The organism is Elusimicrobiota bacterium, assembly GCA_041660925.1.
In the GTDB taxonomy this organism is placed as follows: Bacteria; Elusimicrobiota; Elusimicrobia; order UBA1565; family UBA1565; genus JBAZUV01.
This window is the reverse complement of sequence record JBAZVI010000008.1, coordinates 174,555-189,926: the sequence shown is the minus strand read 5'-3', so window position 1 is coordinate 189,926 and position 15,372 is coordinate 174,555. Positions and strand designations below refer to the sequence as shown.

The following is a 15,372-nucleotide window of genomic DNA, read 5'->3' as shown; positions in this document are numbered from 1 at the left end:
GATGACGAAGATGACATGGATCAAGGCGGGAGTCGTCGCCGCGGTCTGGACCTTCGCGCTGACGCTGGCCCCGCTGCTCAAGGGAGCGGACGCGGGCGCGAACCGCGTCGTCGCCGGGGTGCTCATCGCGATGACGGGCCGTCCGCTGCTGCAGGTTCCGGGGAGCGACGCCTGGGAGAAGCTGAAGCTCAACCAGTTCGTCTATGAGGGAGACACCCTGCGCACCTCCTCCGGCGAGAAGGCCGCGGTGGCGCTGGTGGGAGGGGCCGAGGTCCGCATCAACGAGCGCTCCGTCTTCGTCATGGAATCCGGCGGAGGCCGCAAGCCCGCCTCGCTCTCGACGAAGGTCGGGCAGGCGTGGACGCGGCTGCTGCACGGCCGCTCGACCGTCCAGGTGCGCAGCGCGCTGGCGGTCTGCTCGGTGCGCGGCACGGAGGCCGACATCGACGTGGGCGAGCGGATGACGGTCAAGGTCTATGAGGGCCTCGTGGACGTCTTCAACGACCAGGGCCGGCAGTCGCTGAGCGCGGGTCAGATGACGCAGGTGACGGGGCCGGGGGCCGCGCCCCAGGCGCCGAAGACGCTCGCGGCCGGGGACGTGGGCGACTGGCAGAACGGCCTCAAGGCGGTGGACGTCGAGAAGAACATCCAGCGCCTCAACAAGGAGGCGGTCCGGACGCGCGCGCTCGAGCTCGAGCTCGACAAGGGCGGACAGAAGAAGAAGATCCAGCTCAAGTTCGAGAAGAAATAGGCGCTTCCGGGCTTCGCCCGGACGCGTCTTCGTGTAGGGCCGATGGGTTGACAACATGAAACGACAACGCGCTCTCGCCGTACTCGCGCTCCTCCTGGGGCTCGCCGCGCCCGTCCGTGCGATGGACGGGGCGAACCTCCAGTTCACCGTGCCCGCGCCCGATCCGGCGCAGGCCGGCGAGACGGTGCTCTTCCAGGCCCTCGCCATCAACACCGGGACCGACGCCTGGCCCCCCGGCTCCTACTACTGGGTGGCCGAGGTCTACGACCTCGACCACAAGTACGCGGGGCGCAGCCGCCAGGTCACCCCCCAGGAGACCGTGCAGGCGGGGGCCGTGGCGTCGGTCTCGGTGCCGTTCTTCATCCCGGAGACGGCGGTCGGTCGGCGCTTCTACCGCATCTTCCTCTATAAGGGCACGGAGCAGCTGCTCGTCTCGGACTACAAGGCCTTCCAGATCGTCGAGAAGCCCATCCCGCCGGCGCCGGAGGCCGTGGACTACCGCATCGAGGGCAACCTCACGCTGTCCTACAAGAACTCGAGCCGCAACAAGTGGAGCTCTCACTCCGGCGCCACGACGCTGAACACGGTCGGAAAGATCAAGGACTCCTCCTATCTGCTCAACGCCTACCTGCTCCACGAGCCGGGGAAGGTCTTCGACCCCTTCATCATCGTGCTCAACTACTACGCGCCCTGGGGGACCGTCTCCGCGGGCGACATCAGCCCGAGCATGAGCCCGCTCTCGGTCTCCGGGCTGGGCATGCGCGGCGGCATGCTCGAGCAGCGGCGCGGCGACTGGAGCTGGAGTCTCGCCGGCGGTCAGACCGTGGGCTCCGTCCCGGGCGACAGCACGACCAACGGCCGCTTCGCGCGCACGATGTACGCCGCCTCCGGGCGCTATTCGTTCCTCGAGACCCTCTCCGCCACGGGCAACGCCTTCCTCAGCGCGGATGAGACGGGCTCGCTCAGCAACGACCCCCGCTCGGGGAACTACCGGGGGCCGACGCTGACCCCCCAGCGCAACAGCGGCTACGGCCTGACCCTCGCCTGGGAGCCCCGCCCGAAGCTCTCGCTGACGGTCGACTACGAGCAGACCTCCTATCAGGCCGACGCCGGCAAGGTGGGGGCCAAGGACTCCGCCTACCGCGCCGAGTTCCGCTGGGCGCGCCCCGTCTTCAAGCTCAAGACCTACCTCCAGCGCACGGGGCCGAAGTACGTCTCCTTCGGCGCGCCCGCGGTGGTCGGCGACCGCATGACCTACGACTTCATGCTCGAGCTCTATCCCCTGCGCAGCTACACCCTCTCGCTCATCGGCAACCAGTACCAGGACAACCTCGGCGGGGACCCGGCGAAGGTGACGACGACCCAGCGCCTCGTGGGACTGACCAACGCCTTCCAGTTCCCCACGGGCACGGGGCTGAGTCTCACGGGCACGATGAACACCGCGAAGGGCAAGCCCGCGACCGCGCTCGACAACCAGACCGTCACCGCCGGCCTGAACCTCTCGCAGGCGATCAAGGCCCACAGCGTCTCGCTCGGCGCCCAGATGAGCCAGTTCAAGGACAAGAACAAGCTCGCCCACGACCTCGACACCCAGACGCTCTCCTTCTCGAGCAACCTCGCCCTGCCGGCGCGCTGGAACGCCACCTTCGGCGCCAGCCGCACCCTCTCGCGCGACAAGGTGGACGGCTCTCAGCGGACCTCGCTCTCCGTCTCGCCGAGCCTCGCCTTCCCCCTGCGCCGGAGCTGGACGGCCCAGATCTGGGGGTCGATGACCTCGAACAAGAGCACCTCGCCCACCCTCGCGGCGGACTCCACGCTGCTCTCCTCGAACTCGGAGTTCACCTGGACCGTGAGCCCGCAGAACAGCCTCACCTTCGGCCTCGGCTACAACCGCAACAAAGACAAGGCCGACGTCTCGCGCAGCTACAGCGAGTCCACCGCCTCCTTCCGCTACTCCCTCTCTTTTTAAACACCCCTCCCTCTTCGAGGGAGGGTATTGGTTGGCGGCGGCATGGCCCGCCGCACCTTAGTGGAGGGTGACAGCCGTCCTGGGACGCGCAAGCGTCCCGACGGCGCCAGAGGGTAGGGGAGGGGCCGGCGGCCCCTCCCACTACGGTGCCGTGGCCGGTCGGGTGGGGTCCGGGAACCACCCATGGGGAGCACCTTGACACTCCATCCGGGTTGAGTTACAACTACATCGCCGGATCGTTCTCAGACGCAGACGGCGCAGAGCCGCAGCGGACGGACTTACGGTGCCAGGCACTTAACTAATTGAACTAACTCGGGGTGGGGGCTTGCGGAGCATCTTGCAGGCGTCGGTGCAGGAGCGGGTGATGAAGCGAGCGATCTCCACGGGGCCGAAGCCGTTGTCGTACGCTTCCTGAACGAATTCCTGACGTGCAGCAGAAACCTCTCCTCTACGGCAGGAGTCCGGTGCCAGGCACTCACCTTATTGACCTTATTGGCGTAGGGGTTTCGTGATTCTCAGGTGGCGGCGCCGGAAGGGTTTGGTTCCATAAGGTGAGTGCCTGGCACTAGGATCTAGGATGCGGCGACTCTACCCTCCCCCAGCCCTCCCTCGAGAGGGAGGGAGACCGGTTGAGTGACAGGCAACAGGAAGACTAGGCGCCCCCTACCCCTGCCCCTTCCCGAAGGGAAGGGGAGATAGGGAACTGTAATGGGCGTGATCCTTATTGGGGCGCGGGCTCGTCGGCTTCGTCGGTCTCTTCTTCGTCCCCTTCCTCGGCGTCGGCCGGGGCGGGGGATTCGTCCATGAGGACCTTGTCCTCCGGGGCCTTCACGGCGCCCGAGGGCGGGGGGAGATCGAGCTTGCGGAGGAACTCCACGAGCTTGGGGTCGCCTGGGGAGAGCGTCAGCGCCCGCTTCCACGCCGCGCGCGCCTGGGGGCGCTGGCCGAGCGAGAAGTAGGCGGAGCCGAGGCGCTTGAGCGAGAGCAGGTCGTCGGGCTCGAGCTGGAGGATGTCGCCCAGGGCCTGGATGGCGAGGTCGTACTTCCCGTCGTAGATGAAGTTGAGCGCGACGAAGCGCTTGAAGGCGAGGAAGCGCATGCCGGGGGTGATGGGGTCCGCGCCGACGAGCTCGGGGTTCCAGTTGAGGAGGAGGTCCTTGAGCGCGGCGATGGAGCGGTCCTCGGGGGCGAGCTCGCAGGCGTAGCGCAGGGCGTTGTGGGCCAGGCGCAGGTCCGGTCGCCGGGCCAGCGCGGCGGAGATGCCCTTCATGGCGAGCGTCCAGGCCTTGCCGGCGCCCGCGCGCGGGGCGACCTTCACGAGCTCTTCCAGGCGCTGCTGGAGGGTCCGGTAGACGGGGTTGGTGAAGTCCTCCTCGATGAAGTTCTGCACGTCGAGGAGGGCGTCGTCGTAGAGGCCCCGGCCGACGAGGGCGTAGAGCTTCTCGAGCCGGTCCTTGCCCTGCTGCTCGAGCTTGCGGCGGGCCTCGGCGATCATCGTCTGGGCCGTGCGCTGCTCGGGGGCGATGCGGAGGATCTCGCTCCATTTCTGGATGGCCTTGACGTACTCCTCGTCGGTGAAGAGCTTGAAGGCCTCGTCGTAGCGCTCGCGCAGGGGGCCGCTGATCTCGTCCTTGGCGGCGGGGGGCGCGGCCCGCAGGGCGGGCGCGAGGAGGAACAGAAGGAGCGCGGCCGCGGGGAGCCTCACGCGCCCTCCTTGCTCAGCTCGCGGATGACGCTGATCTCGATGCGGCGGTTCATGCGCCGCCCGCGCGCGTCCGCGTTCGAGGCGACGGGGCGGAACTCGCCGTAGCCGCGGGCGTGGAAGCGGGCGGCCGGCAGGCCGCGGCTCGAGAGGAACTCGACGACGGAGAAGGCGCGCGCGGCGGAGAGCTCCCAGTTGCTGCGCAGGCGGCCTCCGAGCACGGGGACGTCGTCGGTGTGTCCCTCGACGAGGATCGGGTTGGGGAGCTGCGAGAAGAGGCCGGCGAGCGAGGAGAGCAGCTCCTCGGCGGCGGGATCGAGCCGGTCGGAGCCCTCGCGGAAGAGCACGGGGGAGGGCAGGGTGAGCTCGATGCGGCGGCTGCTCACCTTGAGACCGAAGTCGTCGAGGCGCAGGCGGCTCATCTCCCGCTTCAGACGCACGGCGAGCTCCATCTCCTGGAGCTGACGCTCCTTCTCCGTAAGGCGCTTCTGGGAGGCGATCTCCTTCTCGATGCGCGCGAGCGCCCGGTCGTACTCCGGCGAGCGCGTCGCGTAGGAGAAGACGAAGAGGGCGAGGAACAGGATGACGAGGTTCGACATGAGGTCGGCATAAGGGATCATCCACAGCTTCGTGGGGTCGTCCTGCGGGGTTTCGGGTCGATCCCTAAGCACCGCGCTCCTCCTCGGGGTGGCGCAGGATGACGATCTCGACGCGCCGGTTCTTCGCGCGTCCCGCGTCGTCGCCGTTCGAGGCGATGGGGTGCAGCGGGCCGTAGCCGGAGGTCACGAGGCGCTTCGGGTGCACTCCCGCCGCGACGAGCGCGGAGAGGACCGCGTGCGAGCGGGCGATGGAGAGCTCCCAGTTGCTGCGGTAGCGCCCGCCGATGACCGGGCGGTCGTCGGTGTGTCCCTCGACGACGACGGAGTTCGGCATCTCGCGCAGGACCGCGGCGAGCCGCTCGAGCGTCGTCCCCGCGTTCGCGGCGAGGTCGGCCTCGCCGAAGCCGAAGAGCAGACCTTCCTTCAGGCGCACGCGCACGCCCTCCTCGGTCTCGGCCACGGCCGCGGCCTCCCCGAGCCCTCCCTGCGTGAAGACCCCGCGCAGCCGGTCGGCGTCGCTCTCGCGGAAGGTCGGAAGGGCGGCCTCCTCGGCGCGGGGCTTCCGGTCGACGAGCGCGCCGGCCTCGAAAGTCTTCACCAGGTCCCGCTGGGCCTGCGGCCCCTGCTGGGTCAGCGCGAACATCACGAGGAAGAAGAGCATGAGGTTCGTCATCATGTCGCAGAGGACGACGAGCCAAAGCGGGTTGTCTTCGAGGGTGCTCGGCGCCACGCGATGGAGGAAGGGGATCATCTTCCCCTCGTCCTACGCGGGCACCTTGGCATAGCGCCGTGCGCCGCCGCGGCGCAGGTTGAAGGCGAGGTAGGCCTCCAGGCGCTTGGCGATGAGCCAGGGGGCCTCGCCCTGCTGGAGGGAGAGCAGACCCTTGGCGATGAGCTCGCGATTGAGCATCTCCTCCTCGGAGTAGAAGGCCAGCTTGTTCGCGATGGGGAGGAAGAGGAAGTTCGCGGAGAAGATCCCGTAGAAGGAAGCGGTCATGGCCACGGCCATCGAGGCGCCCATGGCGGAGGGGTTCGTGATGTTGCGCAGGACCTGGACGACGCCGATGAGGGTGCCGAGGAGTCCGAAGATGGGGGCGTAGGTCCCCGCCGAGCGGAAGATGCCGCTCGTCTGCAGGTGGCGGTGGCGGGTGACGAGGATGTCGCGCTCGCAGCGGTCGCGCAGGGTCTCGGCGTCGAGCCCGTCCATGATCATCTGGAGGCCGTCGGCCATGAAGGGGTGGGGGAGGCCCTGGAGCTCGTTGCCGAGGGCGTCGAGGCCCTCGCGGCGGGCGCGCTCGGCCAGGCGCACGAAGGACTGGATGAGCATCATGGCCGGCGGCCGGCGCGGGGGGAAGATCATCATCTTGAGCGCGGCGGGCACGAAGCGGATCGCCGACCACGGGTAGCTGATCATCACCGAGCCCACGGTGCCGCCGAAGATGAGGATGAGGGCCTCGGGGTTGAGGAGGAAGTGGGCCATCTGCCCGATGGCGAGGACGTAGAGGACGACGCCGATGCCCAGGAGCGCGCCCAGGATCGACATCAGGTCCATATCAGCTCTCCCTGCGCAGGGTCACGCGGCCTTCGCGCACGAGCGCGCGCAGGGCGACGAGGACGCGGCGGCGCTCCGCCTCCGCGAGCTCCTTGGGGGGGACCTGCGTGAGCTCGATCTCCTGGGTCAGCCACTCCCCGATGCCGGAGCGCAGCTTGGGCAGGATGCGGGCCTTGAGGTCCTCGGCGGAGCGCAGGACGATCGCGAGGCTGCGCAGGGGGATGCGGCGCACGAGGGCCTTGAGGTCGGCCTCCTCAAGAGCGCCGAGGTCCTCGAGCAGGACGATGCGGCGCTTGAGGCGCGCGCCGAGCTCGGGGTCGCGCTCGCGCAGCGTCCCGAGCATCTCCTCGCGCAGGGCTTCGGGAGCGTGGTCGAGGAGCTCGGCGAGCTTGTGCTCGCCGCCCATGAGGTAGTGGATGCGGGCTCGCAGGGACTCCTCGACGACGCGGACCTGTTCGCGGTCGAGCTGGGTCACGCGGCACATGAGGGCGACGACCTCGCGGCGGCGTTCCGGCGAGAGGGCCTCGAGGACCTGGGCCGCGAGGGCTCCGGGCAGGTAGTGGACGACGACCGCGCAGGTCTGCGCCTTCGCCTTCTGGAGCAGCAGGATGAGGGTCGGGAGGTCCTTCTCCGAGATGAAGCCGAAAGGCAGGGCGGAGCGGTCCTCCTCGTCGATGTCGGCGGCGGCCGCCGCGGCGGCCTCGGCGGCGGCGGCCTCCGGCGCCTCGGCGTCGAGGCGGCGCTCGCTCTTCTCGGCCGCGCTGCGGGAGCTCGCGATCCACTCGCGGCCGACCGCGACGAGCGCGACGGTGCCGCGCTGCAGGCCCAGGAGGCCCGCGGCGGCGAGGAGGAGCCAGAGCAGGGAGAGCAGGCCCGAGGGCTTGAGGAAGTCGGCCGCCGAGATGGGCGGGGCCTTGCGGAAGCGGATCTTCTCGACGGCCAGCGCGTCGCCGCGCTCGGGGACGATCCCGAGGAGGCCTTCGGCGGTCTTGCGGATGAGCGCGAGGTCCTCGGCGGTGGCCGACTCGTCGACGAGCACCGTCGCGAGCACGCGGCGCACCTTCGTGAGGGTCACACCGAGCGGGCCGGGGGTCGCCGGGGTCACCTTGGGGGGGACGCCGGGCATGATCTCCTCGTCGGAGGCCTCGTCCTTCTCCGTCTCGGAGACCATGTCGACGTTGGCGATGACGATGATGTCCTCGCGGTTGAAGGCCTTGCGCAGCACGGCCTCCAGGCGCTTCTCGATGGAGCCCTCGAGCTGGACCTTGGCGCCGATCTCGTCGGAAGGGGTGTTCGCCGGGGCCGCGGAGGCCCCCGGGGCGCCGAGCGCAGCGCAGAGCGCGAGGAGGAGGGGGAGCTTCTTCATGAGAGACCTCATGCGTCCAGGGACTCCCCTTCGCCGCCCTTCTCGGGCGCGGGGCTCCCGACGTCGTCCAGGAGGGAAAGGGTCGGCAGGCCGAACTCGTCCTCGGCCGCAGCGGGGGCCGCGGCGGGCCCCGTCCCCGCGGCGGAGGGAGCGGCGTTCATGCGCTCCTTGAGCTCGCCGACCTGCGCGCGGATGGCCTCGCCGACCTTGCCGATCTCGGAGAGGATCTCCTCGCGGGCCTTGGCGCTCTCGGACTTGAGCGCGGCGAGGCGGGCTTCCTGGAGGGCGAGCGCGCCGTCGACGCGGCGGGTCTCGGCCTCGAGGCCCTCTCCGAGCTTCTCGTCGGCGAGCTTGAGCTCGTCGAGCGCGAGGAGTCGCTCTCCGGCCACCGCCATGCGCTTCTTGAGCTCCGCGATCTCGCCGCGCTTCTCGGCGAGCTCCGCCTGCAGGCCGATGAGGTCGGTCGCCTGGCGGGAGCAGTACTTGCGCAGGCCCACGAGCGCGTTGGCCAGCACCGCCATCTGCTCCTCGAGCGAATGGATGCACGCGACGTCCTGGAGCGTCGGGTCGGCCGGGAGGGCGCCGCGCCAGCGGGTGCGGGCCCCCTGGCCGCCGACGGCCTCGAGCACCGGCATCGCCAGGGCGGGGACCGCGGCCGCGCGCGTCCACTGCGGGGAGCCGGAGGCGAGGTCCTCGTCGTCGCAGACGAGGGCGTCCGCGCCGAAGCCGTCCACGACGGAGAGCTCGGATTCCCCGTAGGGGCCGAGCACTTGTCCATGGAGGAAGAGCCAGTACTTCGTCTTCGTCCCTTCCATAATAGAGGTATCGGGAGTGTAGCGGTCCGGTGTTTCGGAATCATAACAGAATAATCCGCAAATCCTGAGGACGCCGCCCTCCCTCCAGATAGACTCATATCGGGTATCCCCGAACCAGGTTCGGCGGAACCAGGTTCGGCGAGCCGCGGCTGGAGGGAACTTTCCGGCCCCCCCGGGCGTAACCAGGGGGTGATCGCCCGGTTCTGGTCGGCGGCGGTGAGCGGCATCGACGGCTTCCTCGTGGCCGTCGAGTTCGACCTCGCCAACGGCCTTCCCTGCTTCAAGACCGTCGGCCTGCCCGACGGCTCGGTGCGCGAGGCGCGCGAGCGCGTCGTCTCGGCGGTGCGCAACGCCGGCTTCGAGTTCCCCGGCCGGCGCGTGACGGTGAACCTCTCCCCGGCGGAGACCCGCAAGGCCGGCACCCACTTCGACCTGCCCATCGCGCTCGGGGCCCTGGCCGCCTCGGAGCAGGTCGAGGCCGTCTCCTCCGCGGCGGACCTCTGCTTCCTCGGCGAGCTCGCGCTCGACGGGGCGGTCCGGCCGGTCTCGGGGGTGCTCTCCATGGCGGCCGCGGCGCGCCGGCGGGGTCTGCGCGGGGTCGTGGTCCCTCGCGAGAACCTGCGCGAGGCGGCGGCGTCCCCGGGCCTCGAGGCCTACGGGGTCTCCACGCTGCGGGAGGCCGTCGACCTGCTGCGCGGGGCCCTGCCCGAGCGGCTCCCGGAGCCCGAGGAGGAGCCCCTGCCCGCCGGCGGGGAGGATCTGGGCGACGTGCGCGGACAGGCGCTGGCGCGCCGCGCGGTCGAACTCGCGGCCGCCGGCGGGCACAACCTCCTGCTCATCGGCCCGCCGGGAACGGGGAAATCCATGCTCGCCCGGCGCCTGCCCGGCCTGCTCCCGCCGCTCGGGCGCGAGGAGGCGCTCGAGGTCACGCGCGTCTACTCGGTCTGCGGCCGCCTCCCGCCGGGAGGGGGGCTCGTGCGCGCGCGCCCGTTCCGGGCGCCGCACCACACGACGACCCCGACCGCGCTGGTGGGCGGCGGCGCGCGCTGCCGCCCGGGAGAGGTCACGCTCGCGCACCGCGGGGTGCTCTTCCTCGACGAGTGGCCGGAGTTCGGCCGCGAGGCGCTCGAGTCCCTGCGCCAGCCCATGGAGGACCGCTGCGTCGGGGTCTCCCGCCTGAGGGAGTCGGTCCTCTATCCCTCCGACTTCACGCTCGTCGCGGCGATGAACCCCTGCCCCTGCGGCTACCTCGGCCATCCGGGTCGGCGCTGCGAGTGCACGGAGCGCGACGTGCGCCGCTACCGCGGCCGCGTCTCCGGCCCGCTGCTCGACCGCGTCGATCTGCAGGCGGAGCTCTCTCCGGTGCCCTTCGCCGAGTGGGAAGGGGTCGGCCCCGTGCCGGAATCGACGGCCGAGGTCCGCGGGCGCGTCCTCGCCGCCCGGGCTTTCGCCCGCGGCCGCGGCTCCCGGGAGCTCAACGCGCGCCTCGCCGGCGCGGACCTGCGCGAGGCCTGCCGCGTCGACGGGGACGGGCGGCTCCTCCTCGAGGCCGCGGCACGCCGGTCGGCGCTCTCTCCGCGAGGGCTCGACCGCCTCCTCCGGGTCGCCCGGACGGCGGCGGATCTGGAAGGTTCCGGGCCCGTCCTGCGCAAACATCTGGCGGAAGCGGCTTCCTATTTGGGAAAATGGCGGACCCTATGAAGATACTCCTATTAGCGCTTCTGCTCGCTCCGGCGGTCGTCCGCGCCGAGTCGCGGCACACGGTCGTCCCCGGGGACACCCTCTGGGACCTGGCGGGCCGCTACTATGAGGATAACTTCGGCTGGCGCCGCATCGCGGACGCCAACCCCGCGCCGTCCGTCAAGGACCCGCACTGGATCTACCCCGGGCAGATCATCGTCATCCCCGACGCCGCCGCTCCCGTGTCGGAGCCCGGCCCCGCGCTCGGACCCGACACCGAAGCGCAGGACATCCCCCGCGAGGCCCCGGAGCCCAAGGAGGAGCCCGCGGCCGCTCCCGAGCCGGCGCCTGAACCCCCCGCCCCGGTCGAGAAGGGTCCGCCCTTCGATCCCAGCGCCTCGGCGGGCGCCATCGCCCTGCCGGACGCGCTCTCCATGGAGATCCCCTCGGGTCAGACGGGCCAGACTCCGGCCCTGCGCCGGCTGCTCATGCCCGCGTCATGGAAGGAGGACGGCAAGGTCCTCGAGTCGCCCGAGCGCCTGCAGGCGTCCCAGGGGGACCATGTCCTCCTCCTCATCGAGCGCTCCGGGGTCGCGAAGCGGCAGCGCTACGGCGTGTACCGCCGGACCTCTCGGACCGAGGCCGACACCGACCCCAAGGGTCTCTACATGCAGAAGATCGGCATCGTCGAGGTCTCCAGGAAGCTGGCCGACAAGGACCGCTACCGCGCGCTCGTCGTCGGCGCGGGCGACACGGTCCAGCCCGGCGACCTGCTCAAGCTGGAGGAGTAGATGAAGAAGTTCGTCATCTCCGTCGTCCTCGTCATCTTCGGCGTGGGCTATATCCGCAGCCACTATACCTTCCACGACGTGGTCGTCTACAACCAGAAGCATCCCGACCCGAGGCGCTCACCTCAGGTGGCCTACTACGTGGGGATGACGACCTTCCTGCGCAGCGACTTCCCGACGGCCACGGAGGCCTTCACCCAGCTGCTGACCGACTATCCGACCTGTCAGTACGCGCCGAAGGCGCTGCTGCGCCTCGGGACGATCTACTCCGAGCAGCAGAAGTGGGAGGACGCGCGGATCCAGTTCCAGCGCTACATCGAGGAGTATCCGAGCGGGCCGGACATCGAGACGGTGAAGAACAAGTATGAGTTCATCAAGTTCAAATGACGCGGCGGCCGCCGACGCGGCACCTTTCGTCGAGCTCGTCCGGCGCGCGATGGACGCGCGGGCGCTCGGTCTGAGGGAGCTCTGCCGCGCGGCGGACCTCGACCCCTCCTTCCTCTCGAAGGTCCTTTCGGGCAAGCGCAACCCTCCCGCCGAGGAGGACGCCCTGCGGCGCCTCGCGGGTGCGCTCGGCCTCGACGCGACGCGCCTGGCGGTGTGCGCCGGGCGCATCCCCTCCGAGTGGCGCCGCGTGCGCGTCGACGAGGACTCCTTCCGCGCCGCGCACGCCCTCATCACCGGCTCTGCGCGCGAGCGGACCGAAGAAGCGCCCCCGCCGCCCGCGCGGGGCTGGCGGAGCCCCGCGCGGCCCGCGCCGGCCCGGCCGGAGTCCCGACCGCGGCCCGCCGCCGACCTGCCCCTGCGCCCTTCCCGTCCCTTCGGCGAGGAGCTCCTTTGAGCGACCGCCTCCTGCGCCTCGAGGACCCCGGCTACCCCGAGGTCTTGCGCGAGGTCGCCGACGCGCCGTCCCTGCTCCACGTGCGCGGGGTCCTGCCGCCTTCGGCGGGCGCCGTCGCGATCGTCGGCTCGCGGAAGGCGACCCCCTACGGCCGGCGCATGGCCCGCCGCCTCGCCGAGGGCTGCGCCCGCGCCGGGGTCCCGGTGGTCAGCGGCCTGGCCCGCGGGGTGGACACCGAGGCGCATCTCGCCGCGCTCGACGCCGGGGGGACGACCTGGGCCGTGCTCGGCTGCGGCCTCGACGTCGCCTATCCGCCCGAGAACGCCGCGCTCGCCGAGCGCATCGTCCGTTCCGGCGGCGCCCTCCTCAGCGAGTTCCCGCCCGGGACCCCGCCGCTGGCCGCCCATTTCCCGCGCCGCAACCGGATCATCTCCGCGCTGGCCTGCGCCGTGGTCGTCGTCGAGGGCGACCTCCGCTCCGGCTCCCTCATCACGGCCCGCATCGCCCTCGCCCAGGGCCGCGAGGTCTTCGCCGTCCCCGGGCCCGCCGACTCCCCGCTGAGCGCCGGCCCGCTCGAGCTCCTGCGCCAGGGCGCCGCGCTCGCCCGGGGCTACGAGGACCTCGCCGAGGAGCTGCCCGAACTGCTCCCCGCGCCCGCTTCCACCGTCGATTCCGGACCCGCTTGCGCCGCCCAGTTGAGCGCGGACGAGGGAAAAATCATAGAATTGCTCGCTTCAAGCTCCATGACCGTAGAGGAGCTCGCCGCCGGGACCGGCTGGCCGACGCCGCGCCTGCTTGGAGTCCTGACGGAACTCGAAGGCCGGGACCTGGTCCTGGCCATGGCTGGTCAAAGATATGCCCGATACTGAAGCCGACGACAATACTCCCGCCAAGGCGCCCAAGGCGGCCAAGGCCCCGAAGGCGGTGAAAGCCCCGAAGGCGGCCAAAGCCCCCAAGGCGGCGAAGGCGCCGAAGGCCCCCAAGGCCTCCGCGCCGGGCACCGGACCCGACCTCGTCATCGTCGAGTCGCCCGCGAAGCAGCGCACGATCTCGCGCTTCCTGAAGAAGGGCTACGTCGTCGCCAGCTCCTACGGCCACGTGCGCGACCTCCCCGAGAAGAGTCTCGGCGTCGACGAGGCGCACGGCTTCGAGCCCACGTACGCCCTGCTGACGCGCACCAAGAAGCTCCTCCCCGACCTCAAGAAGCTCGCCAAGGAGGCCGGCTGCGTCTACCTCGCCACCGACCATGACCGCGAGGGAGAATCCATCGCCTGGCACCTCGTGCAGATCCTCGAGCTCGAGGACGCCCGCGCGCGGCGCATCACCTTCCACGAGATCACGCCGCACGCCATCCAGGACGCGCTCAAGAGCCCGCGCAACGTCGACATGAACCTCGTCCAGGCCCAGCAGGCCCGGCGCGTCATCGACCGCCTGCTCGGCTACAAGCTCTCGCCGCTCCTCTGGCGGAAGATCCGGCGCGGCCTCTCCGCCGGCCGCGTGCAGTCCGTCGCCTGCCGCCTGCTCGTCGAGCGCGAGAAGGAGATCTCGGGCTTCTCCTCCGAGGCCTACTGGACGCTCAAGGTCCGCCTCGAGAAGGCGGGCTCCCCGCCGGTCTTCGAGGCGCGGCTGACCCACTGGAAGGGCGAGAAGATCGAGACCGTCCGCGCCTTCAAGCTCTTCTCCGAGGAGTACCGGGTCAAGGCCACCCCCTTCCGCACCCGCGAAGAGATCGACGCCGTCGTCTCCGCGGTCGCCTCCGGTCCCTTCGACGTCATCGAGGTCAAGCGCAAGGAAGTCCGCCGCCGTCCCCAGCCGCCCTTCATCACCAGCACGCTCCAGCAGGCCGCTTCCCAGCGGCTCGGCTACGCGGCCGACCGCACGATGATGATCGCCCAGCAGCTCTACGAAGGCGTCGACGTGGGCAAGGGCGAGCCCGCCGGTCTCATCACCTACATGCGTACGGACTCCGTCAACGTGGCGACCATCGCCCAGACGGAGGCCCGGAGCTTCCTGCTCGCGAGCCCCGATTACGGCGCCCAGTTCGCGCCCGAGACCTCGCCGGTCTACGCGAGCAAGGTCCGCGGCGCCCAGGAGGCGCACGAGGCGATCCGCCCCACCGGCATGCGCCCGCCGGAGGAGCTGCGCGCCTACCTGACCCCCGAGCAGTTCAAGCTCTACGACCTCGTCTTCCGCCGCTTCCTGGCCAGCCAGATGGCCGACGCGGTCTACGACACCGTCGCCGCCGACGTCCGCAGCGGCGAGGCCCTCTTCCGCGCCAACGGCCGCACCCTCAAGTTCGAGGGCTTCCTGCGCGCCTGGAAGGCCGGGACGAAGGCCGCCGAGACCGAGGAGTTCAAGGAGGAGGACGAGGCCGACGAGGAGAGCGCCGAGGGACGCCTGCCCGAGCTGCAGACGGGCGACAAGCTCGCCCTCGACGGGGCCGACGGCGTCTGCGCCGAGGACCATAAGACCTCCCCGCCCCCCTGCTACAACGAAGCCAGCCTCATCCGCGCGCTCGAGAAGCACGGCATCGGACGCCCCTCGACCTACGCGCCGACCATCAAGACCATCATCGAGCGCGGCTACGTCGACCGCGCGCCCAAGGACCGGCGGCTGACCCCGACCGACCTCGGGCGGATCGTCGTCGAGAAGCTCAAGCTCCACTTCCCCGACCAGCTCGACCTCGGCTACACGGCCCAGGTCGAAGAGCAGCTCGACGAGATCGCCGAGGGCCAGCGCCCCTGGCGCGAGGTCGTCCAGGGCTTCCACGACCCCCTGATCAAGGCGCTCGCCCTGGCCCAGGAGACGATGGAGGACTCGCGCGTGAAGCCGCAGGAGAGCGACGAGAAGTGCCCGCTCTGCGGCGAGCCCATGCTCATCCGCGAGAGCCGCTTCGGCAAGTACCTCTCCTGCTCGCGCTTCCCCAAGTGCAAGGGAAAGGCGCAGCTCGACGCCGAGGGCAAGCGGGTCGTCCCCCAGCAGACCGACGAGAAGTGCGACCTCTGCGGCAAGGGGATGGTCATCCGCACCGGGCGCAAGGGGCGCTTCCTCGCCTGCTCGGGCTACCCGGCCTGCCGCAACACCTTCTCCCTCGACGCCGAGGGCAAGAAGATCGAGGGCTCCCGTCCCGTCCTGACCTCGCGCAAGTGCAACAAGTGCTCGAGCCCGATGTGGATGCGGCTGGGCAAGCGCGGGCACTTCCTCGCCTGCTCGGGTTTCCCGAAGTGCCGGAACATCAAGCCCCTCTCCAAAGAGGACGCTGAGACGATTCAGGCCGAACCGCCGGTGAAGCCCGTCCCGCGCAAATAA

General features: G+C 70.6%; 14 protein-coding genes. 8 read left to right on the top strand and 6 right to left on the bottom strand.

The window, feature by feature from the left end; genetic code table 11:
* Position 1 precedes the first annotated feature (1 nt).
* Both WC969_12290 and WC969_12285 read left to right on the top strand, forming a co-directional pair.
* The gene (locus WC969_12290) at positions 2-751 is read left to right on the top strand and encodes a FecR family protein (GenBank protein MFA6030627.1); all 750 of its coding nucleotides are present in this window, start codon (positions 2-4) and stop codon (positions 749-751) included.
* A gap of 55 nt (positions 752-806) precedes the next feature.
* The gene (locus WC969_12285) at positions 807-2,720 is read left to right on the top strand and encodes a hypothetical protein (protein MFA6030626.1); all 1,914 of its coding nucleotides are present in this window, start codon (positions 807-809) and stop codon (positions 2,718-2,720) included.
* 721 nt (positions 2,721-3,441) lie between these two features.
* On the opposite strand, the gene WC969_12280 is transcribed toward WC969_12285, so the two are convergent.
* Genes WC969_12280 through WC969_12255 form a run of 6 tightly spaced genes read right to left on the bottom strand, consistent with a single transcriptional unit; the run spans position 3,442 to position 8,754 of the window.
* The gene (locus WC969_12280; protein MFA6030625.1) at positions 3,442-4,425 is read right to left on the bottom strand and encodes a tetratricopeptide repeat protein; all 984 of its coding nucleotides are present in this window, start codon (positions 4,423-4,425) and stop codon (positions 3,442-3,444) included.
* Positions 4,422-5,093 (bottom strand): flagellar motor protein MotB, encoded by a 672-nt coding sequence (locus WC969_12275; protein MFA6030624.1) that lies wholly within the window; start codon positions 5,091-5,093, stop codon positions 4,422-4,424. The genes WC969_12280 and WC969_12275 overlap by 4 nt, the downstream gene beginning before the upstream one ends.
* Positions 5,086-5,772 carry an OmpA family protein gene (locus WC969_12270; GenBank protein ID MFA6030623.1) on the bottom strand — a complete coding sequence of 229 codons (687 nt, stop codon included), beginning with the start codon at positions 5,770-5,772 and terminating at the stop codon, positions 5,086-5,088. Before WC969_12270 ends, WC969_12275 begins: the two co-directional genes overlap by 8 nt.
* 12 nt (positions 5,773-5,784) lie before the next feature.
* Positions 5,785-6,573 carry a MotA/TolQ/ExbB proton channel family protein gene (locus tag WC969_12265; GenBank protein ID MFA6030622.1) on the bottom strand — a complete coding sequence of 263 codons (789 nt, stop codon included), beginning with the start codon at positions 6,571-6,573 and terminating at the stop codon, positions 5,785-5,787.
* Position 6,574: 1 nt separating this feature from the next.
* On the bottom strand, positions 6,575-7,939 hold the full coding sequence (locus WC969_12260; protein ID MFA6030621.1) for a FliG C-terminal domain-containing protein: 1,365 nt from the start codon (positions 7,937-7,939) through the stop codon (positions 6,575-6,577).
* An 8-nt stretch (positions 7,940-7,947) separates the two neighbouring features.
* On the bottom strand, positions 7,948-8,754 hold the full coding sequence (locus WC969_12255) for a hypothetical protein (protein MFA6030620.1): 807 nt from the start codon (positions 8,752-8,754) through the stop codon (positions 7,948-7,950).
* A 189-nt stretch (positions 8,755-8,943) separates the two neighbouring features.
* Here WC969_12255 and WC969_12250 point away from each other — a divergent pair, with 189 nt between their 5' ends.
* The 6 genes from WC969_12250 to topA are packed head-to-tail and all read left to right on the top strand — an operon-like array spanning position 8,944 to position 15,372.
* On the top strand, positions 8,944-10,455 hold the full coding sequence (locus tag WC969_12250) for a YifB family Mg chelatase-like AAA ATPase (protein MFA6030619.1): 1,512 nt from the start codon (positions 8,944-8,946) through the stop codon (positions 10,453-10,455).
* The gene (locus tag WC969_12245; protein MFA6030618.1) at positions 10,452-11,225 is read left to right on the top strand and encodes a LysM peptidoglycan-binding domain-containing protein; all 774 of its coding nucleotides are present in this window, start codon (positions 10,452-10,454) and stop codon (positions 11,223-11,225) included. Before WC969_12250 ends, WC969_12245 begins: the two co-directional genes overlap by 4 nt.
* The gene (locus WC969_12240) at positions 11,226-11,609 is read left to right on the top strand and encodes a tetratricopeptide repeat protein (protein ID MFA6030617.1); all 384 of its coding nucleotides are present in this window, start codon (positions 11,226-11,228) and stop codon (positions 11,607-11,609) included. It abuts the gene before it with no gap.
* The gene (locus WC969_12235; GenBank protein MFA6030616.1) at positions 11,587-12,063 is read left to right on the top strand and encodes a helix-turn-helix transcriptional regulator; all 477 of its coding nucleotides are present in this window, start codon (positions 11,587-11,589) and stop codon (positions 12,061-12,063) included. Before WC969_12240 ends, WC969_12235 begins: the two co-directional genes overlap by 23 nt.
* Positions 12,060-12,932 carry a DNA-processing protein DprA gene (gene dprA, locus WC969_12230; GenBank protein MFA6030615.1) on the top strand — a complete coding sequence of 291 codons (873 nt, stop codon included), beginning with the start codon at positions 12,060-12,062 and terminating at the stop codon, positions 12,930-12,932. The genes WC969_12235 and dprA overlap by 4 nt, the downstream gene beginning before the upstream one ends.
* A complete protein-coding gene (gene topA / locus WC969_12225; GenBank protein ID MFA6030614.1) occupies positions 12,919-15,372 on the top strand; it encodes a type I DNA topoisomerase in 2,454 nt (817 codons plus the stop codon). Before dprA ends, topA begins: the two co-directional genes overlap by 14 nt.

Bases quoted from the DNA above. Each gene is read 5' to 3' on its own strand.
- WC969_12270 (MFA6030623.1), bottom strand. From the start codon at position 5,772: ATGATCCCCTTCCTCCATCGCGTGGCGCCGAGCACCCTCGAAGACAAC.
- WC969_12255 (MFA6030620.1), bottom strand. From the start codon at position 8,754: ATGGAAGGGACGAAGACGAAGTACTGGCTCTTCCTCCATGGACAAGTG.
- WC969_12235 (MFA6030616.1), top strand. From the start codon at position 11,587: ATGAGTTCATCAAGTTCAAATGACGCGGCGGCCGCCGACGCGGCACCT.
- WC969_12260 (MFA6030621.1), bottom strand. From the start codon at position 7,939: ATGAAGAAGCTCCCCCTCCTCCTCGCGCTCTGCGCTGCGCTCGGCGCC.
- WC969_12240 (MFA6030617.1), top strand. From the start codon at position 11,226: ATGAAGAAGTTCGTCATCTCCGTCGTCCTCGTCATCTTCGGCGTGGGC.
- WC969_12285 (MFA6030626.1), top strand. From the start codon at position 807: ATGAAACGACAACGCGCTCTCGCCGTACTCGCGCTCCTCCTGGGGCTC.
- WC969_12245 (MFA6030618.1), top strand. From the start codon at position 10,452: ATGAAGATACTCCTATTAGCGCTTCTGCTCGCTCCGGCGGTCGTCCGC.
- WC969_12265 (MFA6030622.1), bottom strand. From the start codon at position 6,573: ATGGACCTGATGTCGATCCTGGGCGCGCTCCTGGGCATCGGCGTCGTC.
- topA (MFA6030614.1), top strand. From the start codon at position 12,919: ATGCCCGATACTGAAGCCGACGACAATACTCCCGCCAAGGCGCCCAAG.
- WC969_12290 (MFA6030627.1), top strand. From the start codon at position 2: ATGACGAAGATGACATGGATCAAGGCGGGAGTCGTCGCCGCGGTCTGG.